Genomic DNA, 22518 nt, shown 5'->3' on the forward strand with positions numbered 1-22518 from the left:
ACTACATCTTTTTAAAATCAAATGATCTCTAAAAAACATTTCTTTCAATTCCTATTAATTGCCTTACCTTTTTCGATAAGCGCACAACAGAAAAATGGCGAAGTTGGTAAATTTTCGGTATCCCCTGCATTTGAGCTGATGCGCTCTACCCACAGTAATCTTTTTTACGCACCTTCGTTAAAGGCAAACTATCTTTTCAACAACGGACTTGAACCAGGCATCGGCATCGAGTATTCCAGTACGCCCGTACACCACGACAATGGATATGTATTATATCAGGTTAGGTTCTTGCCTATTTATGGCAACTTAAAATATAACTTTAAAACAAGCAGAAAAATAAGGCCTTACGCCGAAACCTCGCTTGGAATTTCATTTAACCAATACGATCGTGCTGAAGACCCCACACCTAATATCAAAGCTAAAATTTCTGAACAGGGGTTTTATGTTTATACTGGATTTGGCGCTAAATACCGCATCAGCCAGGGCATAAATACTTTTTTAGCTGTCGGATTTAAAGGTTATAAAATGAGTACGAACGATTTGGATATTAACCCACACGGACTTTCGTTTACACTTGGTTTTACATTTTTTTAAGGATGAAGAATTTTGGGTGGTTGTTGATTATTGGTGCACTTCTGCTAAATGGTTGTGCAATCTTTAAACGAGAACGGGTACATGAAAATTTCGGTGTCGAAAGCCGGGAATTTAATTTGCCTGTTTTCTTTTATCCAGCAAAAAATCCAGCTGCAAAAAAACTGCTTATTTTTCTTTCTGGCGATGGTGGCTGGATTAAGTTTGAAGATGATCTTTCTTTAATGTTTGCAAAAAAAGGTTTCCACACCATTGGAATTAATTCAAGAGATTATTTCTGGAAGCAAAAAACACCAGAGGAAACAGAAAAAGACATCAGTCAGCTCATCAGAAAATATGCCTTGAAGTATCAAACAAACCAGATTTATTTATGTGGATATTCTTTTGGCGCCGACATTATTCCCTTTATCTACAATCGATTGCCATACCGTGCAAAAAGGCATGTAATGGCTCTGGAAATGCTATCGCCTTATTCTACTACCGCTTTTAAAGTTCGATTTGGAGATCTCACTAATCTTTCGAGCGACAATAATCCTTATAAGGTTGATCTGGAAGTAAAAAAAATTAATGTGCCGATCTATTGTTTCTACGGTGTTGAGGAAAATGAAAAGCCTCTGGAATCCACCATTCAGAAAAACTTCATACTAAGCAAGCTTCAGGGCGATCATCATTATGAAGAAATAGAATATGAAAAAATAGTTTCCGCCTTGAAAACAAGAAAATAACAATGCAAAAAATCTCCCTATACGTACTCATCCTGATCGGTTTTTATGCTTTTCAGGCCAATGCACAAGATATGTCCAAATATCCGCTTACCCTAAAACAAAAGAACAGCGCCAAACGCATTATTTTTTACCTGAGCGGTGACGGTGGAATGAACAGCTTTTCACAGAGTGTTGTAGATGGCCTGGTGGAAAAGAACTATGCAATAGTAAGTTTAGATAGTAAAAAATATTTTTGGGATTCGAAAACGCCCGATAAATTGGCGCAGGATTTAAATAGCATCATTGCATATTATTTAAAAACTTGGGATAAAGATGAATTTTCGATTTTAGGCTATTCATTTGGTGCGGATGCCGCTTTATTTCTTATACCACGTTTAACTAAGGATTTACAGACAAAATATCAATCCACAGTTGTATTATCGCCATCGACATCCACTGATTTTGTGGTGAAGCTCACCGATATGATGGGCTTTGGTAGCAAGGAGGCCAAATACAAAACCGTTCCCGAGCTTGCCAAAATTAATAGCCGTTTAATGATGATTTTCGGCCGTGATGAAGATGAAAATATTTATAAGGCTTTTCCAGAAATAAAAAACATCGTCAAAATCCAGATTCCTGGTTCGCATAAATTTAACAACGATATCCAAAAAGTAGTGAATACCATTCAATCGGGTTTATAAACTAGCTGCCTTCTGATATGCGTTTTAAAGCATTCGGCACTTGCAGCAAATGGTAATGATGACTGTAAATCAGATACTTTTTTCTCCATGATGGATAAAACTTTTCCTTGTATTTTCTTAACCCTTTAAATTGGGCAAAAGCCTTTAAGTTATCATAAGCATACTTAATGGTTTTTTGAGTAAAATCAGGCCCATCAATACCCGAAAGTGGTGCTAGTCCCATATTTACACTTTCAAACCCTTCATCTTTCAGGTATAAAAACGTTTTTGCCAGCAGCATATCCAAAACGCCATTTGGTGCATCGGTTTCCTTTCTGATTAAATCATAAGTTGCCTCCCCAGGTGCATAATCCGGAACGATATTTAAAAACGCGTATACTTTTTCCTCCTGATCCTCAATGGTCAAAATAACCTGGTTCTTTAAAATGCTCTTATCGAAAACCCCTTGTGTAAATGCAACTTCTTTCTGGTTTAAATCGCGAAGCCAATTATCAGAAACCGTTTGTAATTTCTGTAATAAACCCTCTTTTTGCTGGCCTTTATAAACCTTAAATACATAGCCTTCACCACTTAATCTGTTAATTGCACTTCTGGTGGTCTTCATCTTCCCGCCATCAATCGTAAATGCTTTCAGATCAAGAATTGCCTCTTCGCCAATGGGAATATACTTTTTACCGATCCCTTTATACATATCCAAGGAGTCTTCATCCACACGGTAATAAGCTGCAATGAAACCATTTTCACGACAACGCTCCTCAAACTTTTCAATCATCGCGATTTTATCAGCCGTATTATCTGCAACGGGATCTTCCAATACGAGTGCAAAATGCCTGGTAATTTTGAAACTGATAAACGCCGTTCGGCTCTCGTTAAAGTAAATGAACTTATCAGGATAGGTTTTAAAATAATCGAGCGCCGAATTTCCATTTTCAGCCATCAGCATATCGGCCTCCTTAAATTCTTCAGGACTGTTATAAGGCTTGGAAAAATATGGCTTTAATAAACTGAAAATGATGAACAGGATAACTACCCCACTCGCTGCATAAATCGACTGTTCGAAGTGGATGCCGAATTTTGTTAACGGGTGTAATGCCTTATCATCAATAAAGAAGATTACTTTCAACACGGCTGTTACCGAATCAATGAATTTAAACTCTACACCAAAATGCCTTTTCTCCATGAAATAAAAACCCAGTACGCCATAGGCAAATACTGAGGCAATAGCATAGATAAATACACTGTAGCTAATTTTGACAAACTTTGGATGAGGCTTGAGTTTGTAATTATCCCTGGTGTAAAATAATGATGAGCCGGCAATCAGCGCCAATGCAGCCTCTTCATAATCAGCAGCTTTTAGCAAATGGCCAATAATGGAAAACAAGGTAAGGGATATGGCAACATACCAGGCTCTTTTAGATCCCTGAAGTAAAAAGATGCTCACCATTACGAGAATCAGTCCGAAGATGAGGACCAGTGCATTACTGGTTACGATCAAATCCTCGGGAAGAATATTCTTAACCAACCTTAACCTTGTTGGAATGGATGGTGTAATGGAAGAAATAATATTCACCACGCCCAAAATAAGGATAATGAAAGCCGGCAGGATACGAAGAACAATACTATCTTTTTTAAGGATAAAAGAAATAACACCACCGATTAAAGGCAGCCAGAATTCAAAAAACCTGAACATTAGCGTAATGGTTGCTGCTGCAATTAGCGGGAAGCCAAACTGACCGAGAATGAAGGTAAGCGAAACCTCAATGGTACCCAAACCACGTAGAAAAGGCGAAGCAATCAGCAAAATAACCATCACAATATATCCTACAATTGCAGCAGGAATGCTGGCTTGAAAACCCAGTGCCAGCATGCAAATATATAAATGAACAATGCCGATAAATTCAATCGAAATGGAAACTAGCAATGTTAACCAGAACTGCTTTCTGCTAATTTGTTCTTCGATCATGTCATCAAAAACCGTTGAAAGCGATGGTCTGATTTTAGCGATGTAGCGATAGGCCCAACCTTTTTTTGAGATGGAGTAAATGGAAACAAAAAGAAAAATGGTAAGCAGTAATAAAAAAACGAAACTCCAAATTTCAACCTGACCTAATTTTGTGGACAGTAAGGCAATACCCAAAACAGGAATTGCAACGACAACTACGGATAGAATCCCGCAGAAAGCAAATAGTGTAGATGAAAGATGGATTTTGGATTTAGAAATACCCTTTTCTTCAATTTCCCTTGTAAAAAAAATGAGGGAAGAAAAGCCTCCTGCAGGTAAAAATATACTAATTAAATTACGCTTTAAAAAAAGCTTAATGGCATTTCCTAAAGATAGGTCGACATTTAAAGCCTTGAAACTGTGCACATACATTTGGCCCTGGGCAACAATATAAACTCCAGTTAAAAGAATACCCAATACAATGTAAATAGGTATCGAGGTGCGAAGTTGCTCGTTAATTTGCACAACCTCTACATGCTGTGCCCGAATAAAAAATACAGCCATTCCGAGCATGAAAACTGCCAGAAAAAACTGCCAAAAAAACTTATTGTAAACGAGGTTGGATAGAAATGATTTTGCTTTGTGCATAATAAATATTGATCATAACAAAACACAAAAAATTGTTCAGCATTGATCAAGGGGATGATTAATAATTAGTTCTTCAATTACTAAAGTAAAAACATTTTATTAAACAACAACCTCAAAAGCGAAATAACTCGAAAACCTACGATTCTATAAAATTACTTTCGTTCACTTAAAAGTGAAGTTGATTATTTAATGTATATTTTTATCATTTGAATAATAGAAAATAATACCCAAATCATTTGCAATCTCTTAGCAAACAGATAAATTTCAATTCCTCCCAATTTTTATAATTTGCTTTATTCAATTTGGAATGATGACTGGCTTTATACTATAAGCCGGAATATCATGAAATAATTTATTTTTATTGGGAATAAGTATATCTTGAAACAATTGTGTCTTTATGATAAAAGCACAGAACTAAAAGAGATTGCCTGTTGATGTCAGAAAAAGAACTGAAGATTTTAACATTATTTAAAAACATTGAGCAGGGAAACAAATCTGCTTTTGATGAGCTTTTTATGCTTTATCACCATAAGCTTTTGGCGGTAGCAAGGCATTATTTAAGTAACCTGGAAAGTGCTGAAGAAATAACATCAGAACTCTTTGTAAAATTGTGGCTGAAACGTGGTAGTTTATCAAAAGTAAATAGTCCAGAAGTATATCTGTTCACTTCTATAAAAAATGCCAGTCTTAATTTGATCAGGTCTGAAAAGAGAAGAAAGTTAGGTTTTAATCTATGGTCAGCTGAGGAGGTGTCGATAGAAACTTCGAATATTACCGATCAGGAATTGTATAAACTGCTTAACAAAGCCATTGCAGAACTTCCTGAACAGCGTAGGATCATTTTTATTATGATTAAGGAAGACGGATTAAAGAGCAAGGCGGTGGCAGAGATTCTGGGGATTTCAGTCAGGACAGTTGAAAATCAGCTCTACAAAGCTGTAAAATCTTTGGCCGATACGATTAGTATATATTTAGGGTATCACCCCCAATATAAAAAGAGGCGTAGCATCGTTGCGCAATTGATCTTATCTTTTTTTTTATGATGCAGTGAGTAGTTTTCACATTAAAACTGTCTTTAATGTAAATGCATGGAATGATGAACAGACAAAAATTCATTAAATTATTTTCAAAAAAGCTTTCGGGCGAAATTGAAGCGTATGACAGCGTTTTACTCAATAAGGCCATTAGCGATAATGCACATTATAGGGAATTGGCAGATCATCTTGAGCAATATTTTATTAAGCACAATAAATCCGACCAAACCGATAGACAGCAGCAATTGAACCAAATTTGGGCTGCTATTCAAGACAATGAAAACAGTCAAATAAGCGGCAAATACGATTATTCAAGCCCTTGGAATTTTTCCATTCCAGGAATTTGGCTTAAGGCTGCGGCGGTTATTATTATTCTTTCCTTTGTTAGTTTAATCGTTTATCAGCTTCTTTACAAGCAATCAATGGCCGAAATTGAAAGATTAACAACTAACGAAACAAAAACCTTTAAAATGCTTGATGATGGAACCAAAGTTTGGCTAAATAAAAACTCAACATTAAGTTATAATAAGTTATTTGGAAAGCAAAAAAGGGAAATTACCATTGAAGGAGAAGCTTATTTTGATGTAGTAAAAAACAGTAAAATTCAACTTTTTGTACATGCCGGTGCTATCGATATTGAAGTAAAAGGAACGGCCTTCAATGTTAAAACACAAAAGGAAAGCCAAAATATCGAAGTGGCACTGATTAGGGGTTTGATTCAGGTTAGTGAAAGGCAAGATGAGAACAAAACATTTTTACTGCACCCCAACGAGAAAATTGTATACACTACCACCCAAAAAGCAGAAAATAATAAGCTCCAGATTAAATCAATAGATCCATCCGAACTTTTAAACGAAACCAAATGGATTGCAGATACATTGGTTTTCAGAAAAGATAAGCTTAAGGATTTAGCCATTAAATTGGAGAAAAAATACGATGTGAAAATAGATATCCAAAGCGAAGCACTCAAAGAAAAACGCTTCAGCGGCATATTTATTAATGAAACCATCGAACAGGCACTTACTTCCCTTAAATTTTCTTACCCCTTAACTTACACAATTAATAAAAGGCTGGTGGTAATTAAGGAGCATGAATAAACAATGTGATCATCCAATTAGTAAAAGCATGACTCATTCAAAAAAACTTAATTGGGGATTTTTAAAGCATTATTTAACGAAAAACAGTACCAATCCATTGCCTAGACAATAAGGATTAACCGAATGCGCAACTGAATGTAAAGCCTTGCTATGACTGATAAAAAATATTTTCTTATAATATTTCTCTTTTTCTTTATTTTTAACTGGTCTGCAAATGCACAACAAGTAAAAATTTCAGTAAAACTTGAAAAAAAACCGTTAGTAGAACTATTCAGGCAGATACAAATTAAGAGTGGTTACGCCATTGTTTACAGCAACGATGTAGTGGCAGATACGATTTTAATATCTGTAAATGCCAATAATATTGCAGTAAAGGCTTTGTTAGACAGCATCCTTGTTCCAAAAAAATTGTCTGCCCAATTACTTTCCGAATCGCTGATTGTGATTCGAAGCCAGGAGATGGAGGAGCAGAAACCTAAAGCCAATCAGGTGCTTATTTCTGGAAAAGTAATAAGTACAGATGATCAGGGAGTTCCATTTGTAACAGTTTCTCTCATGGAAAATGGAATGCTGGTAAGTGGTGCCATTGCTGACGAAAATGGAAATTTCAAATTTGCTTATCCATTAAAAAAATATGAGGGTTTCACTTTAAAACTGACTTCCCTTGGATATGAAAACCTGATTCTGAAATTTCCGGAGGGTAAATATCTGATGGGCCTACACGATTTTGGAAAAATCAGACTTGAACCTGAAACAAAAAATCTACAATCAGTACAGATTAAGGGCAATCAAAGAGTGATTGAAATGAATGATGGAAATATAATTTTCAACGTTTCCAAAAGTATTAGTGCTCAGGGTACAAATGCGCTTGAATTATTAGCTAGGGCTCCAGGCGTGAGCGTTGCCAGTGATAACTCCATCTCGTTAAATGGTAAAGCTGGCGCATCGATTTTAATTGATGGGAAGATGACTTATCTATCTAACGGAGAAGTTGCCGAGCTACTAAAAACAATGTCATCTTCTAACATCAGATCAATTGAAATCATCAACAGCCCCGGAGCCAAATATGATGCGGCAGGTACGGCAGGAATTATCAATGTGAAGACTTTAAAATCCACAGTAGATGGATTAAATGTGAGCATGACTACAGGTTTAAATTACGGTGTATATTTAAGGAACAATCAAGACCTTTCCATCAACTACAGAAAAAACAGGTTTAATCTATATGGCTCCTACAGTCATTTTTTAGGTTATTATTCCTATCTCTATGGAGGAGACCGGATTCAGGAAGGTAGATTTTTTAACAGTTTCACAGACGATATTGATAAAAGAAATAAAATCGGATCGAGGGTGGGTGCAGATTTTATAATCAATAAAAAAAGTACAGTAGGCATTTTATTAAATGGCAATTTCCTCTTTGGAGGAGGAATAACCGATACCAGAACTGATATTGGCCCTGAATCGACAAAGGTAGTGGAGCAAACTTTAACTGCCGTAAACGATTACTATGCCCAGGGAACCCAGCGTTATAATTTAAATGCAAATTATAAATATGAAGATACGCTGGGCAGGATCCTGAATATTGATGCAGACTACGGTAGTTTTACCAAACAGGCAGGAAACCTTCAATCAAACAGGTACACGCTGATTGACAATACGGTAATAAGTGACAATCTCTACCGCTCTTTAAATGGAATTGATATTACTTTAGGAGCATTGAAACTTGATTATACCACTAACCTTTGGAAAGGAAAACTGGAGACAGGAATAAAATATTCAACCGTATCATCAGCAAACGACTCCAGGTTTCTGGAAGTTCAGCAAGCTGCTGAAATACTGGACCCCACCCGATCAAACAGATTTTCATTCATGGAAAACATCAGCAGCGGATATTTTAATTATAGAAAACAGATAGGAAAATGGCAGCTCCAGAGCGGATTGCGAGTGGAACATTCGGCCTCTACAGGTAAACTGGAAGAGATATCTACCATTGCGGGAAATCAGCAACGCATCGACAGAAACTACACGAACCTCTTCCCTTTCTTCTCGGCAAGTTTAACTGCTTCTTCATCAAATAGCTTCTCTTTTAGTTATTCCAAAAGAATAGATCGACCAGCTTACCAAAACCTAAATCCATTTATCTATTTGTTAGATGAACTCTCTTTTTGGCAGGGAAATCCATTCTTAAAACCTCAGATCAGCCAACGCGGATTAATACAATATGTACATAAAAGCACTATAGCGGGTTTGAGTTATACCTACACCAATGATTTCAGCGTGGAGGTAACCGATACCATCGGGCCATCAAAAATTGTGATGATCCCAAGAAATTTGGGCAATCAACAACATCTTGCATTAACATTAACACAATCATTAAAGCCTGCTAATTGGTGGGATATCACCTTCAACGGAACGTTTTTCAGGCTTTATAATAATATTGATTTTGGAAACGGAAGAACACTTGATCTTAAACAAACGGCTGCAAGACTAAGTCTTCAGCAGACATTCCAATTGCCAAAAGGTTTTATCGGGGAAGTGATGGGATTTTATAATTCTAAACGCCTTGTTGGGGCGAATCAGTTTTTTAAACCCAATAGTCAGATAGACTTAGGATTACAGCGAGCTTTCTGGCAAAAGAACGGAACTTTAAGAATTGTTTATAGTGATATTTTTAAAGGAAGCAAGGGAAATTCCTTTCAAAGTGTAGGAAATTTTACGATTCGAAACTACAGCTATTTTGAAACAAGGCAACTGAAACTAAGCTTCAGTTACAAGTTTTCTACCGGAAACTCCAAAGGCCCAAGAACCAGAACCTCTGCATTAGAAAATGAAAGCGGACGGATCAAATAAAATTTGCCAACACAAATCAAAAGTGCTTGATATTTTAACAAGTACATCCTATCTCTATTTTTTTCAATAATACTTTTATAGGAATAATGCGCTCAAGGGCAATTAGTGAAACACTATCCCAAATCAAGAATTTCCCATTTAACCTGATGCCAATAAACTTCCTAAAACTTTTAAGATTTTATAAAGTTTAAATAGAACGTTTGATCTATTAAAATCACCCTATGATGACTTACAGTATAACTTTGAATAGTTTGCCCATTAACAAACCTATACAAGATGGTAAACCAAGCTATATTACAATATTAAAATCGGGAAGCTTTTGATTGAGTTTCAGAATTCTCTGGAATTCGAAGATTAACGACTTTAATTGTTTCAATTATAACGTTAATGTTTAGAACACACGAATACCTTTAGCCGTTAGGCATCCATTTTTTTTTATGAAAACAAAAATTTCAGCCAAGAAGACTGGCACAGTACATTTATGAAAATATTACTTGTTTCTGGTCCAGGGATATCACTTAAGGAGCCTTTCAATAGCGGCATAGAAGCCTTTATTGTATCATTTGCCCTCCAGCTTATTGAAGCTGGTCATGAGGTAGATGTTATTGCAGCGGAGGCAGAAGCCAGTAAGAAATTCAATCTTCTAAATCCATTTACTTCTTCCATCACAGATAATCCTGATTTTTTTAAACGGATTAAAGAAAGGCGCCAATTTAAAAAACTGGATGTTGAAAAATATGATGTTATCCATTATCATATGTTTTATCCTCATCTCTTGAAAACAGGATTGAATTTTAAAAAGCCCATATTCCTTACACTGCATTCACCAGCCGATAAACAAAGAGTGGCTGTATATAAAAAACTTTCCAGAGGGAAAAATATAACTTTTGTTGCAATATCAGAAAGAGTAAAAGAACAATGGGATCAGGCACTTGGTATGGATATCCCTCTGATAAACAATGGTATTGACATGGATCTTTGGCCCATAAAAAAATCAGGTGATCGCGAATATTTGCTATGGTCTGCACGGATCAATCAAAAAAAGAATGTTGTTGATGCCATTAATCTGGCCAAGCACATGCAGGTGCGGTTGAAGATTGCTGGCAGAATCGCTGATCAGTCTTATTTCGACAGTGATGTTAAACCACATCTCAACAGTGAAATTGAATACGTTGGTCACCTCACCCAACGCGAACTAAGTAGGTTGAGTCGACATGCCACAGGATATCTTGTAACGGCAACCTGGCAAGAACCCTTCGGACTGGCTGCCCTGGAAATGTTGGCTAGCGGCGTACCCGTAATCGGCTACAATACAGCAGTTCCACCAGATTGGTCAGATGAAAGTGTATTAACTACCTCTTCTCTCCAATGGCAAGATCTGGTTGCGCTGGTTGAAAAAAGTCGTTCAGTCAATTCCGACAATTGCAGAGAATTTGCCTCTTCCATGAGTATTCAGCAAATGACTGAAAACTATTTAAAATTATACCGCAAAGTACTGTTTTATGATATGGATGAGCAGGTGAAATCTGCTGACAGGCTACTCACAAAAAGTGCTATCGAAACGACAGAAATTACAGGGTAGCCATATGAAAATTGCTGTTATCGCCAAAACCAGACTTCCAATCGCTGAGCCATTTCGTGGTGGTTTAGAGTCTTTTACGCATAGTTTATGTAAAGAATATATCCGACTGGGGCACGAAATCACTTTGTTTGCCCATGTCGATAGTGATCCAGAACTAAATATTAAAGGTTTTTATGGTCAGGAATATCGTATGGATGATCATTTCGAGATATATGAGAATGATGAATACCTATCGATACTGAAATTTATTGAGGAGAATGAATTCGATGTCGTTCACAACAATTCGACCCATGAGCTGCCCATAATTTGGGGAGTAAAAGCATCTATTCCTGTTGTAACCACCTTACATACCCCACCAATCAGCAAATTGAAGGCGGCAATCACGATTTGTTCAGGCGCTGAAAACCTTCATTTTGTGATACCTTCAAAATCATTCGAAGCAACCTGGCGACCTTATTTAAACAGAGGTTCAAAGCTTATATATAATGGCGTAGACCTGGATAAGTGGCCAATGATCCGCAACCGGCGGGAATATCTTTTCTGGTTTGGAAGAATTGTCCTTGCAAAAGGGCTAGACATCGCACTTGATGCAGCACATGAAATGGGTATACCTTTGAAATTTGCCGGACCAGTTGACGATAAGAAATATTTTGATGAACAAATAAAACCCCGAATTAGGATAAAAGACACTTACCTTGGCCATCTTCAACAGTCTGATCTACACGCTCATATGAGTGGGGCGACTGTGATGGTAAATGCTGTTCGCTGGGAAGAACCCTTTGGCCTTACCAATATCGAGGCCATGTCTTCGGGTGTACCAGTGGCAGGGTTTGACCGCGGTGCCTTTCGGGAATTGATAAATATCGATAGCGGGGCTACTGCAGATCAAAGGAATATAAAATCCCTAATCAAAGCAATTGAAACTGCAATTCCTTTGGAAAGCAATAAAGTTCGGCTACATGCTGAAAAATTTTCTTTAACGAAGATGGCCAAACGGTACATCAGCTATTTTGAGGAACTCCTATGAAAATACTCTTGGTTGCAGGACCATTTATTACGCTTCGAGAACCTTATAATGGCGGTACCGAAGCCTTTATTGTTGCGCATGCAAACCAACTGGTGCTTCTGGGCCATAGTGTTGATGTAATTGCGAAAGACGCAGATGAAAAAAACCTTTTTCAGGTTATTGAATTTTCGCAAAGCCCGCTGAGCATGAAAGATGATGCCTACCGCCCCTGCGCTGAGTGGCTTGGACAGCAGCACTATCAAAGCTTACAGTTTGGTATGTTCGATGTGGGTAATTATGACATTATCCATTACAATTCCTTTATCCCAGAGATATACGCAGTGGGTGCACTGTTTAAAATTCCGAGTATACTGACATTACATTTGCCTCCAACCAAAAAATTTGAGCTGATCTATAAATTTTTCGTTAAGCATGCACCTGCCTTGCCTATCGCAATTTCAAAACGGATGAGCGAAAGATGGGAACCATCACTGGGAAAGGATATTGAAGTGATCTTGAATGGAATTGATCTAGACCAGTGGAAAATGTATGATCGAAATTCGGAAGAAGGCTATTTGCTTTGGAGTGGGCGAATCACAAAAGAAAAAAACGTTGAGGCGGCTATCCACCTTGCCAACCATTTAAAAAAGCCACTAAAGATCATCGGACCAATCTTCGATCAGCAATATTTCAACGACTTTATCCAGCCACAGCTTAGCAAAAGTATTCAGTATATCTCGCATCTAAACCAGCAGGAATTAAACAAATTTGCCGCAGGCGCTTTCGCCTACCTGGCCACAGCCAGCTGGGAGGAGCCTTTCGGGCTGAGTACAATAGAAATGCTGGCGAGTGGAATACCTGTTATAGGTTTTGAAACCGCTATACCACCAGAACTACGTAATAAACAAGTTTCCATAGCAGTTGATTCACAACGATGGCAGGACCTGATCATCCCCTTAGAAAACATTAAACATGCCACGCCACGCGAATGCAGAGATTTCGCTAAGACTTTCAATATTAAAAAGACGTCTGGTGAGTATGTAAAGTTATATGAACGCCTGGCTACAAAAATCACATCATGAAAAAACCGACCATATTCTATTTCGTCCACGCACACGGCAATGGCCATATGGCAACTTTCAATATGCTCTTACCTGCGTTGTCTGTCTTTTTTGATGTCATTGCTGTAACCACAAACGCCACTATCACCAACTGTTTAAAAAATGTACATCAGGTCGCTGTCCTCGAACTTCCTCCAAAGTATCCTATTGACTATGAGATCCCGGAGCATACTTTTTCTCAAGCTTTTGAAGTAACCCCTTATAAGGAAGAGGCTGCAAATAGAGCCAGAGCCTTGGCAGATGCCATTATACACTATAGGCCAAAGGTATTTTACTGCGATGGTGTTCCTGAGCTGGCTATCATGGTTCGGGGAATGGGTGTGCCAGTAGTATTAGTTCATTTGCCGGGAAATATATCGAATGACCCAACACAGGTATTTGCACACGAGCTGGCAGATCACATCATTGCTCACTTTCCTCAAATATTGGAGCAACCCGACTATCGGTATTCAGCAAAAACATTTTACAGCGGATATTTATCCAAATACGCCATTAGAGAAATCCAACATGTTATTCCTTCCAACATTCAAAAAATCACTATAATTTTAGGCTCTGACAATTACGATCAAAAGGTGATCAAAAAAATAACACATAATCCAGACACGAATTTCACGATTATAGGGAATAAACGGCATTATGATTTAGGTGAGAATTGCAACCAGTTGGGTATTATTGAAGATATCAGCCAGGCGACAACCGGTGACATCGTCATATCGGCAGCCGGCCAAAACACCATTGCGGAACTTTTATCACTCAATAAACGCCTGATCCTGCTTCCAGAGTCCAGACCCTACAATGAACAGGCAGTGCATGCAGACATGTTATTTAATAATCAAATTGCCTTTTTAGCACGAGAGGATTTTAATGCCGAGCAATGGAAAGTGACGATAGAAAAAGCAAAGGCATTTAGGCCAATCTCTAAGAACTTAGTAAATGCATCAGCAGCGGCGGATATAGCACAAAAAATGAATGAATGGTATGGAATTTAGTATTGTAACCATTGTTAAAGGACGTAGGCAGCAGTTGGCCAATCTCTTAGAATCAATAAATGCAGCCTCGATGCTTCCCATTGATATCCAGGTGGTTTGTATGGATGATCTGGAAGAATTGCCTGCTCCAGATAAATTAAATGTATATTTTCATCGCATCACCGGACCCCATCAATTACCCCTAGCTGTTGCAAGAAATATTGGGATAAGTGCCACTAAAACCGAAAATATTATATTTATCGACGTAGACTGCATCGTATCACCTACCCTTTTCTCACCAATGTTAGCAGGATTAAATGCAGAAAATGTTATTACTGCCTATCCACTTTATCTGCCTATACTTCCCAATACCGGAAATTATAATGTTTTAAAGCAACAGGCGGTAGCACATCCTAACAGGGAAAAAATACTCTCCGGGCAGCCCGTTGAGCATCTTCAATTCTGGTCTTTAATATTTGCCATTCGAAAACAAACATTTGATAAGATTGGCGGCTTTGATGAATCTTTTATAGGTTATGGCGCAGAGGATACGGATTTCGCTACCAAGTTTCATCAATTAGGAATCCAGCTGATCTTTGTACGGGATTATATCTTACATCAATATCATGATAAATATGATCCACCTTTAAACCATTTTGATTCCATTATCAAAAATGCTGTTCGCTATAAACAGAAATGGCACGTTTTACCCATGATGCGTTGGCTTAAAGCATTTGAAAACATGGGACTGATTAAGATCGGTCCAGTAGATCAGGTTACTATCCTTCAATATCCCTCGGCTATCCAAATCAAAAATAGTATATCGAAAGATCCATATTAATTTCGGATAGCCAATAAGATTATGGGCAGAAAGTGTGCTAATCATTATCGCTAAATAAACAGCTTAGGTGTCCGATAAATACTTATCAATATATATTCAAATGCCTAAGATACACCCACTGCCACTCTCTCGCTATCTAAATCTGCCAGATCAGAAATCTGTTGTTCCAGTTTGTGGAAATTCAATAACCTTAAAATCAATGCACTGATCAACATCAACATGGCAAATATTGCAAAAGAAATTTCCCAGCTGAAGAAAGATTTAACAGGAGCAATCAGTGCAGCACCAACCATAGATCCTAGTGCTCCAATAGTCATGTAAAAGGTAAACTGGCTAGCAGAAACCTTTTTTGAACAACACTGCATCGCAATTGCGAATACACCTATCTTGGCAAAAGCATTAACCCAACGGTAAATAACAATGAATCCATAAAGGAATGGTACGTTGGTCCAATATTTATTCATAAATACAAGCAACAGCGTTTCGATGCAAATGAAAAACATGTAGGTATAGATCATTCTTTTTTTCCCGAACCTATCGATTAGCCAGCCTCCCAACAATATACCCAATATACCACCGGTAAGATCGGCGATTGAAAAAACATGGGAATAATATACATTTGTCCAGCCACTCACCTTAACTGCAAAAATTGGGAGCAACTTCTCGAAATAATTGTAAGCGCCCTGCGAAGTAAAAAGCAATAGTCCGAGCAAGAAAGAATTCTTTAAACTGAAAGCCATATACAGCGACCTCACCATGGCTGACCAGCTATTGATCTGGAGCTTTTCATTATTGTTGTCAGGCTCGCCCGTGCTCCATGGAAATAACCGCTCCGATATTTGTTCTCGCAAGAGAAGAGGCACAAAGATTATAATTCCAATCAATATTGCGATTGCCAATACAGAAATCGTGAAGTTATAATCCGTTAACAACCAAGTTCCGATGGTAAGTGCAAACGAACTGCCAATCATTCTCGATCCATTCATGTAAGCATTTGTTTTAGCCTGTTCCTCGGCAGGTACTGTATCAACAGCCAAACCATCGGTAGCAGCATCCTGTGAGGCTCCAAAAATAGAAACTATAAAACCTCCGATAACCAATAGGTGCACATTATTTAAGGGGTCTGGTACAAAAGCAAAGCCAAGCATACTTAGAAATAACCCTGTTTGGCATAAGATTACCCAAGGCCTTTTACGCCCCATGGGCAGATAAGTGTAGCGGTCCATTAATGGCGCAACAAAGAATTTAAAGGTCCAAGGCAATGCACAGGCCACATCAAAACTACCGATCTCCACAATACTTTTATCGTTCATGGCCATCCATGCCGGTATGCCGATAAAGAGCATCCCCATAGGTAAGCCTTCGGCAAAATAAAGGGCTATAAAATTGAAATATCTCCATTTGGCACTATCTGCAAGTGCCGGCAAGTTTCTTTTTTTAATCAATTCCATTTAATTGAAGAGTGCTACTTTCGTGAACTGGTCTGGTAAAGGTTTGGGTACATTGGGATTAGTATTAATCTCCGTCTGCGGATAGATTAACCGGTTTGGTTTCTTAGTACCTGTTTTTAATGGAATAGGTAATTCTACTACTGGTAAGGCAGAGGAAAGTCTCCGATAATCATTAAATACTTCATATTGCATCAATAGTACAATGTAGCGCTGAACAACAATCTCGTACAACAATGCATATTGAATACTGCCTGATGCTGTGGGATTGGCAAGACCATTTGTTCCAAAATCAGACAAAATATAAGGATCATATTTTCTACCAGTGGTTGGCAAAGTCTTACCATTATATAAACCAGTGCTAAACCTGCTGCGTACGGTATTGAGCGCAACCACCGCATCTTCCAATAAACCTTGCCGAGCAAGTGCTTCAGCAAGAATCAGCTGGTTTTCACAATAAGTAATTATCGGATGCGAGGCATTTAATACGAAGGCACCGTCTACAGTGTTCGGATCCAAACTACCCGTAGCAGTAATTCCTACCTTAAAGAAAAAATTATACAAAGCCGTTTCATCTGTTTTGGTATTGGATGAGCCTATTCTGCTTTTTAGTAATACAGGCAAGTAAGCTCCATCAAAACCGGTATCACCGGTTCGGGAAACCGCAAAAAAATCATAGTTCTGGTTTATGTCTACACCTATACTATTTCCGTGTGGCACGAATGCATCGCCTGATACACCAATTCCAAGTCTGGCACATTCGGCAGCGGCTGCATAATTCGCCAAATGAAGGTTAAGTCTTGCCTTTAAAGTATTGGCAGCAGCTTTCCACTTGGAAACATCACCTTTATAAATAAAATCCTTTGTAGGGAAAGCGGAGCCGCTGGTTACCGACAGATTTTTAATGGCATCATCCAAAACATTCAACAGCGACTTGTATACATCACGTTGCGGATCAAATACAGGTGTTGGATAAGTTTTGCCATCAAACGCCTGGCTGTAAGGAACATCACCGTACAAATCTGCAACTTTTTGAATAGCGAGCACCTCAAGGATTTGACCCAAGCCCTTTCCCCACTTATTGCCTACTGAATCGGCCTTAAGCTGTATCAGCCTTGCCTGACCAGCTACCGAATAGATGGTATTCCAGGAAAAATTCTGAGAGGATACAATATATTGAGCATAGCCAAGATGGGCCCGGTTGAGCCCGCTGAGCTGTCCAGACCACATGCTGGCAATACGGACATCTGTATCCTCATGCAACAAGGATACACCCAGTAATGTTCCGCTAAAAAGTGTGGGCAAATCGATATTTGTCACCGCATTCGGGTTACTATTAATATCTGGTTGATCAAATAACTTTTTACACCCTGTGATTGTAATGGTAAGAACCATTGAAAACACACATAAAGTTATCCGTATATGTTTCATCATCATAACTTGTTGTATTGATTAATATTTTACCTGCAAAGAAAAAAGAATAGATTTGGTATTTGGATTGGTAAACCAATCTTGGCCACGGGCTAATCCAGCGCCGGAAACATTTACTTCCGGATCGGTTCCTGTGTATTTTGTCCATAAAACCAGATTTCTACCTGTTACGCTTAAGTCAATGCCCGATAGCTTGGATAAAAATTTAATTGATTTCACATTGAAAGAATATTTCAAAGTAGCTTCCCGAATTCTAGAGGCACTTCCATCTTCCACAAACTGTTTATAAGATGCTGAATTGGATGCCGAACCCCTTCCCTGCCACCAGGCTTGATTAATGGCTACAGGACCCGCACCAAAATCCCTTATTTGTCCCTGAAAAGAAGTGCCTGCGGCGATTACTTTTCCAGTAACATCTTTCAGCCCTCCAGCTGGAGAAATAACGGTTTGCCCCTGATCTCCATGTGTTCCTATACTGTATAAAGAACCCCTGGTTCCATTAAAAAAATCGTTTCCTGCAATGCGGTCGAATAATACGAAAAGCGAAAAATTTTTATAGGTAAAAGTGCTACCCAGACCGCCCTGCCATTTAGGATTTGGATTACCAATAATTTCATTGCTGATACCTGCCTGTGGAAAACCGTTGCCATCCAATATATAATTACCGTTACCGTCTTTCAAAAAGTCTGTTGAATAAAAAATCCCGAAAGGCTGACCTGGAATCAGGGAAGCATTTTGCATATAACTATCAGGTAAGGTATACACGCTGGCTCCCGCAAGGGAATTTACCACATTTCTGTTCATCGCGAAAGTGGCTGATAGATTCCATCTGAAATCACCCAGGCGCAATGCATCTCCATTAAAGTCAATTTCCAGACCTTTGTTCGAAAGCACAGCAGCATTTGCATTTTTGATGGCAAAACCTGTTTCGCTAGGCACATTTATCGGGAGGATCACGTCCTTGGTTTGATTGGTATAAGCGGTTACTGAAACATTTAACCTGTTATTGAACATCCTAAGGTCTAAACCAATCTCACTTTCGGTCTTTCGCTCGGGGCGCAGGTTGTCATTGCCTTCGGTCAAACTTCTAACATAGCCTCCTCCATACAAACTGCTTACAGAAGATAACCCACGGGTAAAAGTGTCACCATATACCGCCGGACTAAACGTTGTAAAATTAAGGTACGGCTGAGGTTGAATTCCTACTTGTCCCCAGGTAAGGCGAAGCTTGGCAAAATTCAGAAAAGGTATATCATCAAGCCCTTTGATCTTGGTAAGTTGCCAGGCCAGGGCAGCAGAAGGGAAAAAGAAAGTATTGTTAGCCTGTGCACCAAAAGTAGAAGCACTCTCCGATCTTCCTGACAATGTTAGATAAAACATATTATAGGCTTCTAAATCTGCTTGCAGGTAATATGCATAAGTCCGGATTAAGGAACTATAATTACTTGCAGAAAGATTTGAATTTAGTGCATTAGTAAGAATGTCGGGCGCTGTTGGCACGATTAAATTCGATATCGCGTCAGATTGTGTCGCTCTTCTCCTGCTGTTATAGTTAACGCCGAGTAATAATGTACCACCAAAATCATCATTGAATTTTTTATTGGCAGCAGCAAAAAGATCAGTATTAAACTGCTTTTCAGAAACCTGGCTTCTCGACAAATATCCGTTAAGAAAAAGCGCTGAGTTTCTCGCGAAACGCTCAGTTCTATCATCAACATAATTATCAATTCCAGAGCGGCCGGTAATATTTAACCAGGAAACTGGTGTTAATCCGATTTCTACAACTCCGGTCAGACGATCGACATTACTGCTGTTCCTGTTATTATTAATGTTCCATACCGGATTAGAATAAATAGTGGATAAATCCTTTCCCAACGGATTACGGTAAGATACATGCGCATTTTGCAAAACCTCACCAGAAGCATTGGTGTAGCTACCCTGATAAAGCGAATTATTGAAATCTGCAGGGGTTCTTGTGGTACCTAATAATAAACCATCCACATTATCTCCTTCCTGAACCCTTAGCGATTTTGCTTTTGTGTAACCAAGGTTTACAGAGGCTTTGATCCAGGAGTTAAATCTTGTTGAGGCGTTAACCCGAGCCGTATTACGGTCGTATTCACTTAATGATTTAATAATCCCATCTTGACTTAAATTGGCATAACTGATGAAGAAATTTGACTTTTCATCGCCCCCACTTAAAGCGAGTGAATTATCCAGAAAATGACCCGTTTGGAAAATATCCCCATATCGATCGAAAACTTCCCTACTATTTTTACCTCCATGGGGATTAGCCGCATTTCCGGCAGGTATAGCATATCTGATGCTTCCATCCTGCAGTACAGTATATCCCTGGTAGCCGGCAGCGCCAGGATTGGTGATATAGGTGTCGCTTGCCCCTGTCCGGCTGGAGATCAGATCACCAAAACTTAATTTGTCACCCTGGTTATAAAATCCACCAGTACCTTGCCCATATGTGCTTTGCAGTTCAGGTAATTTATTTACCCTATCAAGCGATAAGGTAGAATTAAATACAATATTGACTTTCCCATTGGTGTTTTTTCCTTTCTTTGTGGTAATAATCACCACTCCGTTTGCAGCTCTTGTTCCCCAAAGCGCCGCAGCTGAGGCCCCTTTAAGAACTTCCATACTCTCAATGTCTTCCGGATTTATATCATTGATTCTCGATTGCTGAATGATGCCATTTCCCGCAGCGGTTCCAAGATTGTCGCTGGCATTACTTACCGGTATCCCATCAACAATAAATAATGGCTGAGCACTTCCATTAATGGTATTCTGCCCCCTGATTTGTATATAACCACCAGAACCTGGATCCCCGCCATTTCTGGTAATTAAAACACCGGAAACTTTACTGCTGATTCCCGTAAGTAGTGTTGTTTCACCGGAGCTGGCAATGGCCGCACCTTTGATGGTAGATACGGAAGAGCCAAACTTATCCCTTTCGGTTTCAATACCAATTGCGTTGATGATCACTTCAGCTAACTGTTTTGAATCAGAAAGAAGCAAAACATCGATTGATGTTTTATTCCCGATCAATTGCTTATATTCTGTCATGCCTATCATTGAAAAAACGATAGTTTCCCCGCCACCAGACAAAACAATTCTATAAAAGCCATTTTTATCGGTAGTAGTAGCCTGGGATGTGCCCTGGATTTTTACAGTTACACCGGGAAGTACGAGATTAGTTTCTGCTTCTTTTACGGTTCCGGATATAACTTTTTCCTGCGCAAAAATTGGGCAGGATAAGTAAAAAATGAAGAAAATTAAAATGAGTAGTTTTTTATTCATAGGTGATTTTTTACTGATTTTCGCATTTTATAAAACTGCTGCAGGCTCTGTATCATTAAGGAATGAAACAACACATTGCTGTACTAATTTTTTTAGCTTATAGCTATGTCATTATTATAAAATTCGAACAAATTTAGCAATTATATTAAGTTAAGTAGATCGGCACAAATTGTTTCGTACTCCTTTAACAACTATTTCACTTTCCACATATGTTGCAATTCGAAATAATCATCAAACAAAAATAGTATATTTATAAACTTTATTTAAATAAATTAGATTATAAATATACAAATAATTTGGAAATCGGTTTTGGTAATCTTATTGAGAAATAATTTCAACACATGATGCAGACTTTGGGATTTGGAGCAACACTTTTTTGACGAGATAAAAACCAAAAGACATTAGCTGGCAACCACACATTTAGTGATGAAATAAACTTAATTGGATCACCAGACATATTATTTTCTTTAAATGGAAGCCAGTGAAACTTAAAAACTATATTTTCGCAAAGATAAAATTCAGCATAAATCAATTATAAACCATTATTATAAAACGATGATGTATAAACTGATAAATGATCTACTATCATTAGTAAAAACTTACGAGAGTAGCTGCGTGGATGCGAAAGATGATTTAAATTCTTTTTTAGCATGGAATGGTACACAAAACGCTGCAGAAGAAGTCCAAAAACCTAAAGAAGGCGAATGGACTGGAAAGACCAATGGCCGTTCGGCGGATAGCGTGATTAATACTGCACTCGTTCATCTTTACAGATATGCTAAAGTTCAGGCAAAGGCTGCCATAACCAATAGTTCATTTTCAACGCCCGACGAATTCATATACCTGATTAATCTTCAATCTGTTGGGAGTATGACTAAATCAGCGCTAATAAAAGAAAATATACATGATAAGCCGGCGGGAACACTTATTATTAAACGACTTTTAGATAAAGGTTTGATCAGCCAGCAACCTTCCGGAACAGATAAACGCAATATGATCTTGAGCATATCGGTAAAAGGAACGCAGGAGCTGAACAAAAGTATTGAAAAAATCAGGATGGCATCGGCAAATGTTACAACCCCGCTAGACCTTGATGAGAAAATTCAGCTGATTTCCCTGCTTCAAAAACTCGAAGATTTTCATTTTGCTCAAAATTTTGAAAAGATTGGAAAATGATATCGAACGAAAATTAGATTTGATTGTTAACTAACTTGAGAAGATTTTGGTTAGGCTGACAAATTGCAG

16 protein-coding genes are annotated in these 22518 nt (G+C 38.3%); 12 read left to right on the forward strand and 4 right to left on the reverse strand.

The window, feature by feature from the left end; all coding sequences use genetic code 11:
* Positions 1–21 precede the first annotated feature (21 nt).
* From LUA91_RS06965 to LUA91_RS06975, 3 genes are read left to right on the forward strand one after another with little or no spacing between them, the layout of a single operon-like run.
* The gene (locus LUA91_RS06965) at positions 22–594 is read left to right on the forward strand and encodes an outer membrane beta-barrel protein (RefSeq protein WP_231425307.1); all 573 of its coding nucleotides are present in this window, start codon (positions 22–24) and stop codon (positions 592–594) included.
* Positions 595–596: 2 nt separating this feature from the next.
* A complete protein-coding gene (locus LUA91_RS06970; RefSeq protein ID WP_231425308.1) occupies positions 597–1316 on the forward strand; it encodes an AcvB/VirJ family lysyl-phosphatidylglycerol hydrolase in 720 nt (239 codons plus the stop codon).
* A 2-nt stretch (positions 1317–1318) separates the two neighbouring features.
* On the forward strand, positions 1319–1996 hold the full coding sequence (locus LUA91_RS06975) for a virulence factor (protein ID WP_231425309.1): 678 nt from the start codon (positions 1319–1321) through the stop codon (positions 1994–1996).
* A 1-nt stretch (position 1997) separates the two neighbouring features.
* Here the strand turns inward: LUA91_RS06975 and LUA91_RS06980 are convergent, their stop codons facing one another.
* Positions 1998–4586: a phosphatidylglycerol lysyltransferase domain-containing protein gene (locus LUA91_RS06980; RefSeq protein WP_231425310.1), complete on the reverse strand. Its 2589-nt coding sequence runs from the start codon at positions 4584–4586 to the stop codon at positions 1998–2000.
* Between the two features lie 434 nt (positions 4587–5020).
* On the opposite strand from LUA91_RS06980, the gene LUA91_RS06985 reads away from it, so the two are divergent.
* The 8 genes from LUA91_RS06985 (at position 5021) to LUA91_RS07020 (ending at position 15085) form a co-directional block, all read left to right on the forward strand.
* Positions 5021–5629 (forward strand): RNA polymerase sigma-70 factor, encoded by a 609-nt coding sequence (locus LUA91_RS06985; RefSeq protein WP_231425311.1) that lies wholly within the window; start codon positions 5021–5023, stop codon positions 5627–5629.
* 50 nt (positions 5630–5679) lie between these two features.
* On the forward strand, positions 5680–6717 hold the full coding sequence (locus LUA91_RS06990; protein ID WP_231425312.1) for a FecR family protein: 1038 nt from the start codon (positions 5680–5682) through the stop codon (positions 6715–6717).
* A gap of 150 nt (positions 6718–6867) precedes the next feature.
* A complete protein-coding gene (locus LUA91_RS06995; protein WP_231425313.1) occupies positions 6868–9567 on the forward strand; it encodes an outer membrane beta-barrel family protein in 2700 nt (899 codons plus the stop codon).
* A gap of 481 nt (positions 9568–10048) precedes the next feature.
* The gene (locus tag LUA91_RS07000) at positions 10049–11149 is read left to right on the forward strand and encodes a glycosyltransferase (protein WP_231425314.1); all 1101 of its coding nucleotides are present in this window, start codon (positions 10049–10051) and stop codon (positions 11147–11149) included.
* Positions 11150–11153: 4 nt separating this feature from the next.
* Positions 11154–12176: a glycosyltransferase gene (locus LUA91_RS07005; protein WP_231425315.1), complete on the forward strand. Its 1023-nt coding sequence runs from the start codon at positions 11154–11156 to the stop codon at positions 12174–12176.
* Complete coding sequence (locus LUA91_RS07010; RefSeq protein WP_231425316.1) at positions 12173–13237, forward strand: glycosyltransferase; 1065 nt, start codon at positions 12173–12175, stop codon at positions 13235–13237. Before LUA91_RS07005 ends, LUA91_RS07010 begins: the two co-directional genes overlap by 4 nt.
* Positions 13234–14265: a glycosyltransferase gene (locus LUA91_RS07015; protein WP_231425317.1), complete on the forward strand. Its 1032-nt coding sequence runs from the start codon at positions 13234–13236 to the stop codon at positions 14263–14265. The genes LUA91_RS07010 and LUA91_RS07015 overlap by 4 nt, the downstream gene beginning before the upstream one ends.
* Positions 14255–15085: a glycosyltransferase family 2 protein gene (locus LUA91_RS07020; protein ID WP_231425318.1), complete on the forward strand. Its 831-nt coding sequence runs from the start codon at positions 14255–14257 to the stop codon at positions 15083–15085. Before LUA91_RS07015 ends, LUA91_RS07020 begins: the two co-directional genes overlap by 11 nt.
* 104 nt (positions 15086–15189) lie before the next feature.
* Here LUA91_RS07020 and LUA91_RS07025 read toward each other — a convergent pair whose 3' ends face one another.
* The 3 genes from LUA91_RS07025 to LUA91_RS07035 are packed head-to-tail and all read right to left on the reverse strand — an operon-like array spanning position 15190 to position 21273.
* Positions 15190–16536 (reverse strand): MFS transporter, encoded by a 1347-nt coding sequence (locus tag LUA91_RS07025; protein ID WP_231425319.1) that lies wholly within the window; start codon positions 16534–16536, stop codon positions 15190–15192.
* The gene (locus LUA91_RS07030) at positions 16537–17967 is read right to left on the reverse strand and encodes a SusD/RagB family nutrient-binding outer membrane lipoprotein (protein ID WP_231425320.1); all 1431 of its coding nucleotides are present in this window, start codon (positions 17965–17967) and stop codon (positions 16537–16539) included.
* A gap of 18 nt (positions 17968–17985) precedes the next feature.
* Positions 17986–21273 (reverse strand): SusC/RagA family TonB-linked outer membrane protein, encoded by a 3288-nt coding sequence (locus tag LUA91_RS07035; protein WP_231425321.1) that lies wholly within the window; start codon positions 21271–21273, stop codon positions 17986–17988.
* A 555-nt stretch (positions 21274–21828) separates the two neighbouring features.
* Here LUA91_RS07035 and LUA91_RS07040 point away from each other — a divergent pair.
* Positions 21829–22449 carry a MarR family winged helix-turn-helix transcriptional regulator gene (locus LUA91_RS07040; RefSeq protein ID WP_231425322.1) on the forward strand — a complete coding sequence of 207 codons (621 nt, stop codon included), beginning with the start codon at positions 21829–21831 and terminating at the stop codon, positions 22447–22449.
* Positions 22450–22518 lie beyond the last annotated feature (69 nt).

The sequence above is a fragment of the Pedobacter sp. Leaf250 genome, assembly GCF_920984735.1.
GTDB lineage: Bacteria > Bacteroidota > Bacteroidia > Sphingobacteriales > Sphingobacteriaceae > Pedobacter.

Bases quoted from the DNA above. Each gene is read 5' to 3' on its own strand.
- LUA91_RS07010 (WP_231425316.1), top strand. From the start codon at position 12,173: ATGAAAATACTCTTGGTTGCAGGACCATTTATTACGCTTCGAGAACCT.
- LUA91_RS06975 (WP_231425309.1), top strand. From the start codon at position 1,319: ATGCAAAAAATCTCCCTATACGTACTCATCCTGATCGGTTTTTATGCT.
- LUA91_RS07000 (WP_231425314.1), top strand. From the start codon at position 10,049: ATGAAAATATTACTTGTTTCTGGTCCAGGGATATCACTTAAGGAGCCT.
- LUA91_RS06970 (WP_231425308.1), top strand. From the start codon at position 597: ATGAAGAATTTTGGGTGGTTGTTGATTATTGGTGCACTTCTGCTAAAT.
- LUA91_RS07020 (WP_231425318.1), top strand. From the start codon at position 14,255: ATGGAATTTAGTATTGTAACCATTGTTAAAGGACGTAGGCAGCAGTTG.
- LUA91_RS07025 (WP_231425319.1), bottom strand. From the start codon at position 16,536: ATGGAATTGATTAAAAAAAGAAACTTGCCGGCACTTGCAGATAGTGCC.
- LUA91_RS07030 (WP_231425320.1), bottom strand. From the start codon at position 17,967: ATGATGAAACATATACGGATAACTTTATGTGTGTTTTCAATGGTTCTT.
- LUA91_RS07005 (WP_231425315.1), top strand. From the start codon at position 11,154: ATGAAAATTGCTGTTATCGCCAAAACCAGACTTCCAATCGCTGAGCCA.
- LUA91_RS07015 (WP_231425317.1), top strand. From the start codon at position 13,234: ATGAAAAAACCGACCATATTCTATTTCGTCCACGCACACGGCAATGGC.
- LUA91_RS06980 (WP_231425310.1), bottom strand. From the start codon at position 4,586: ATGCACAAAGCAAAATCATTTCTATCCAACCTCGTTTACAATAAGTTT.
- LUA91_RS06990 (WP_231425312.1), top strand. From the start codon at position 5,680: ATGATGAACAGACAAAAATTCATTAAATTATTTTCAAAAAAGCTTTCG.
- LUA91_RS06985 (WP_231425311.1), top strand. From the start codon at position 5,021: ATGTCAGAAAAAGAACTGAAGATTTTAACATTATTTAAAAACATTGAG.
- LUA91_RS06995 (WP_231425313.1), top strand. From the start codon at position 6,868: ATGACTGATAAAAAATATTTTCTTATAATATTTCTCTTTTTCTTTATT.
- LUA91_RS06965 (WP_231425307.1), top strand. From the start codon at position 22: ATGATCTCTAAAAAACATTTCTTTCAATTCCTATTAATTGCCTTACCT.
- LUA91_RS07040 (WP_231425322.1), top strand. From the start codon at position 21,829: ATGATGTATAAACTGATAAATGATCTACTATCATTAGTAAAAACTTAC.
- LUA91_RS07035 (WP_231425321.1), bottom strand. From the start codon at position 21,273: ATGAATAAAAAACTACTCATTTTAATTTTCTTCATTTTTTACTTATCC.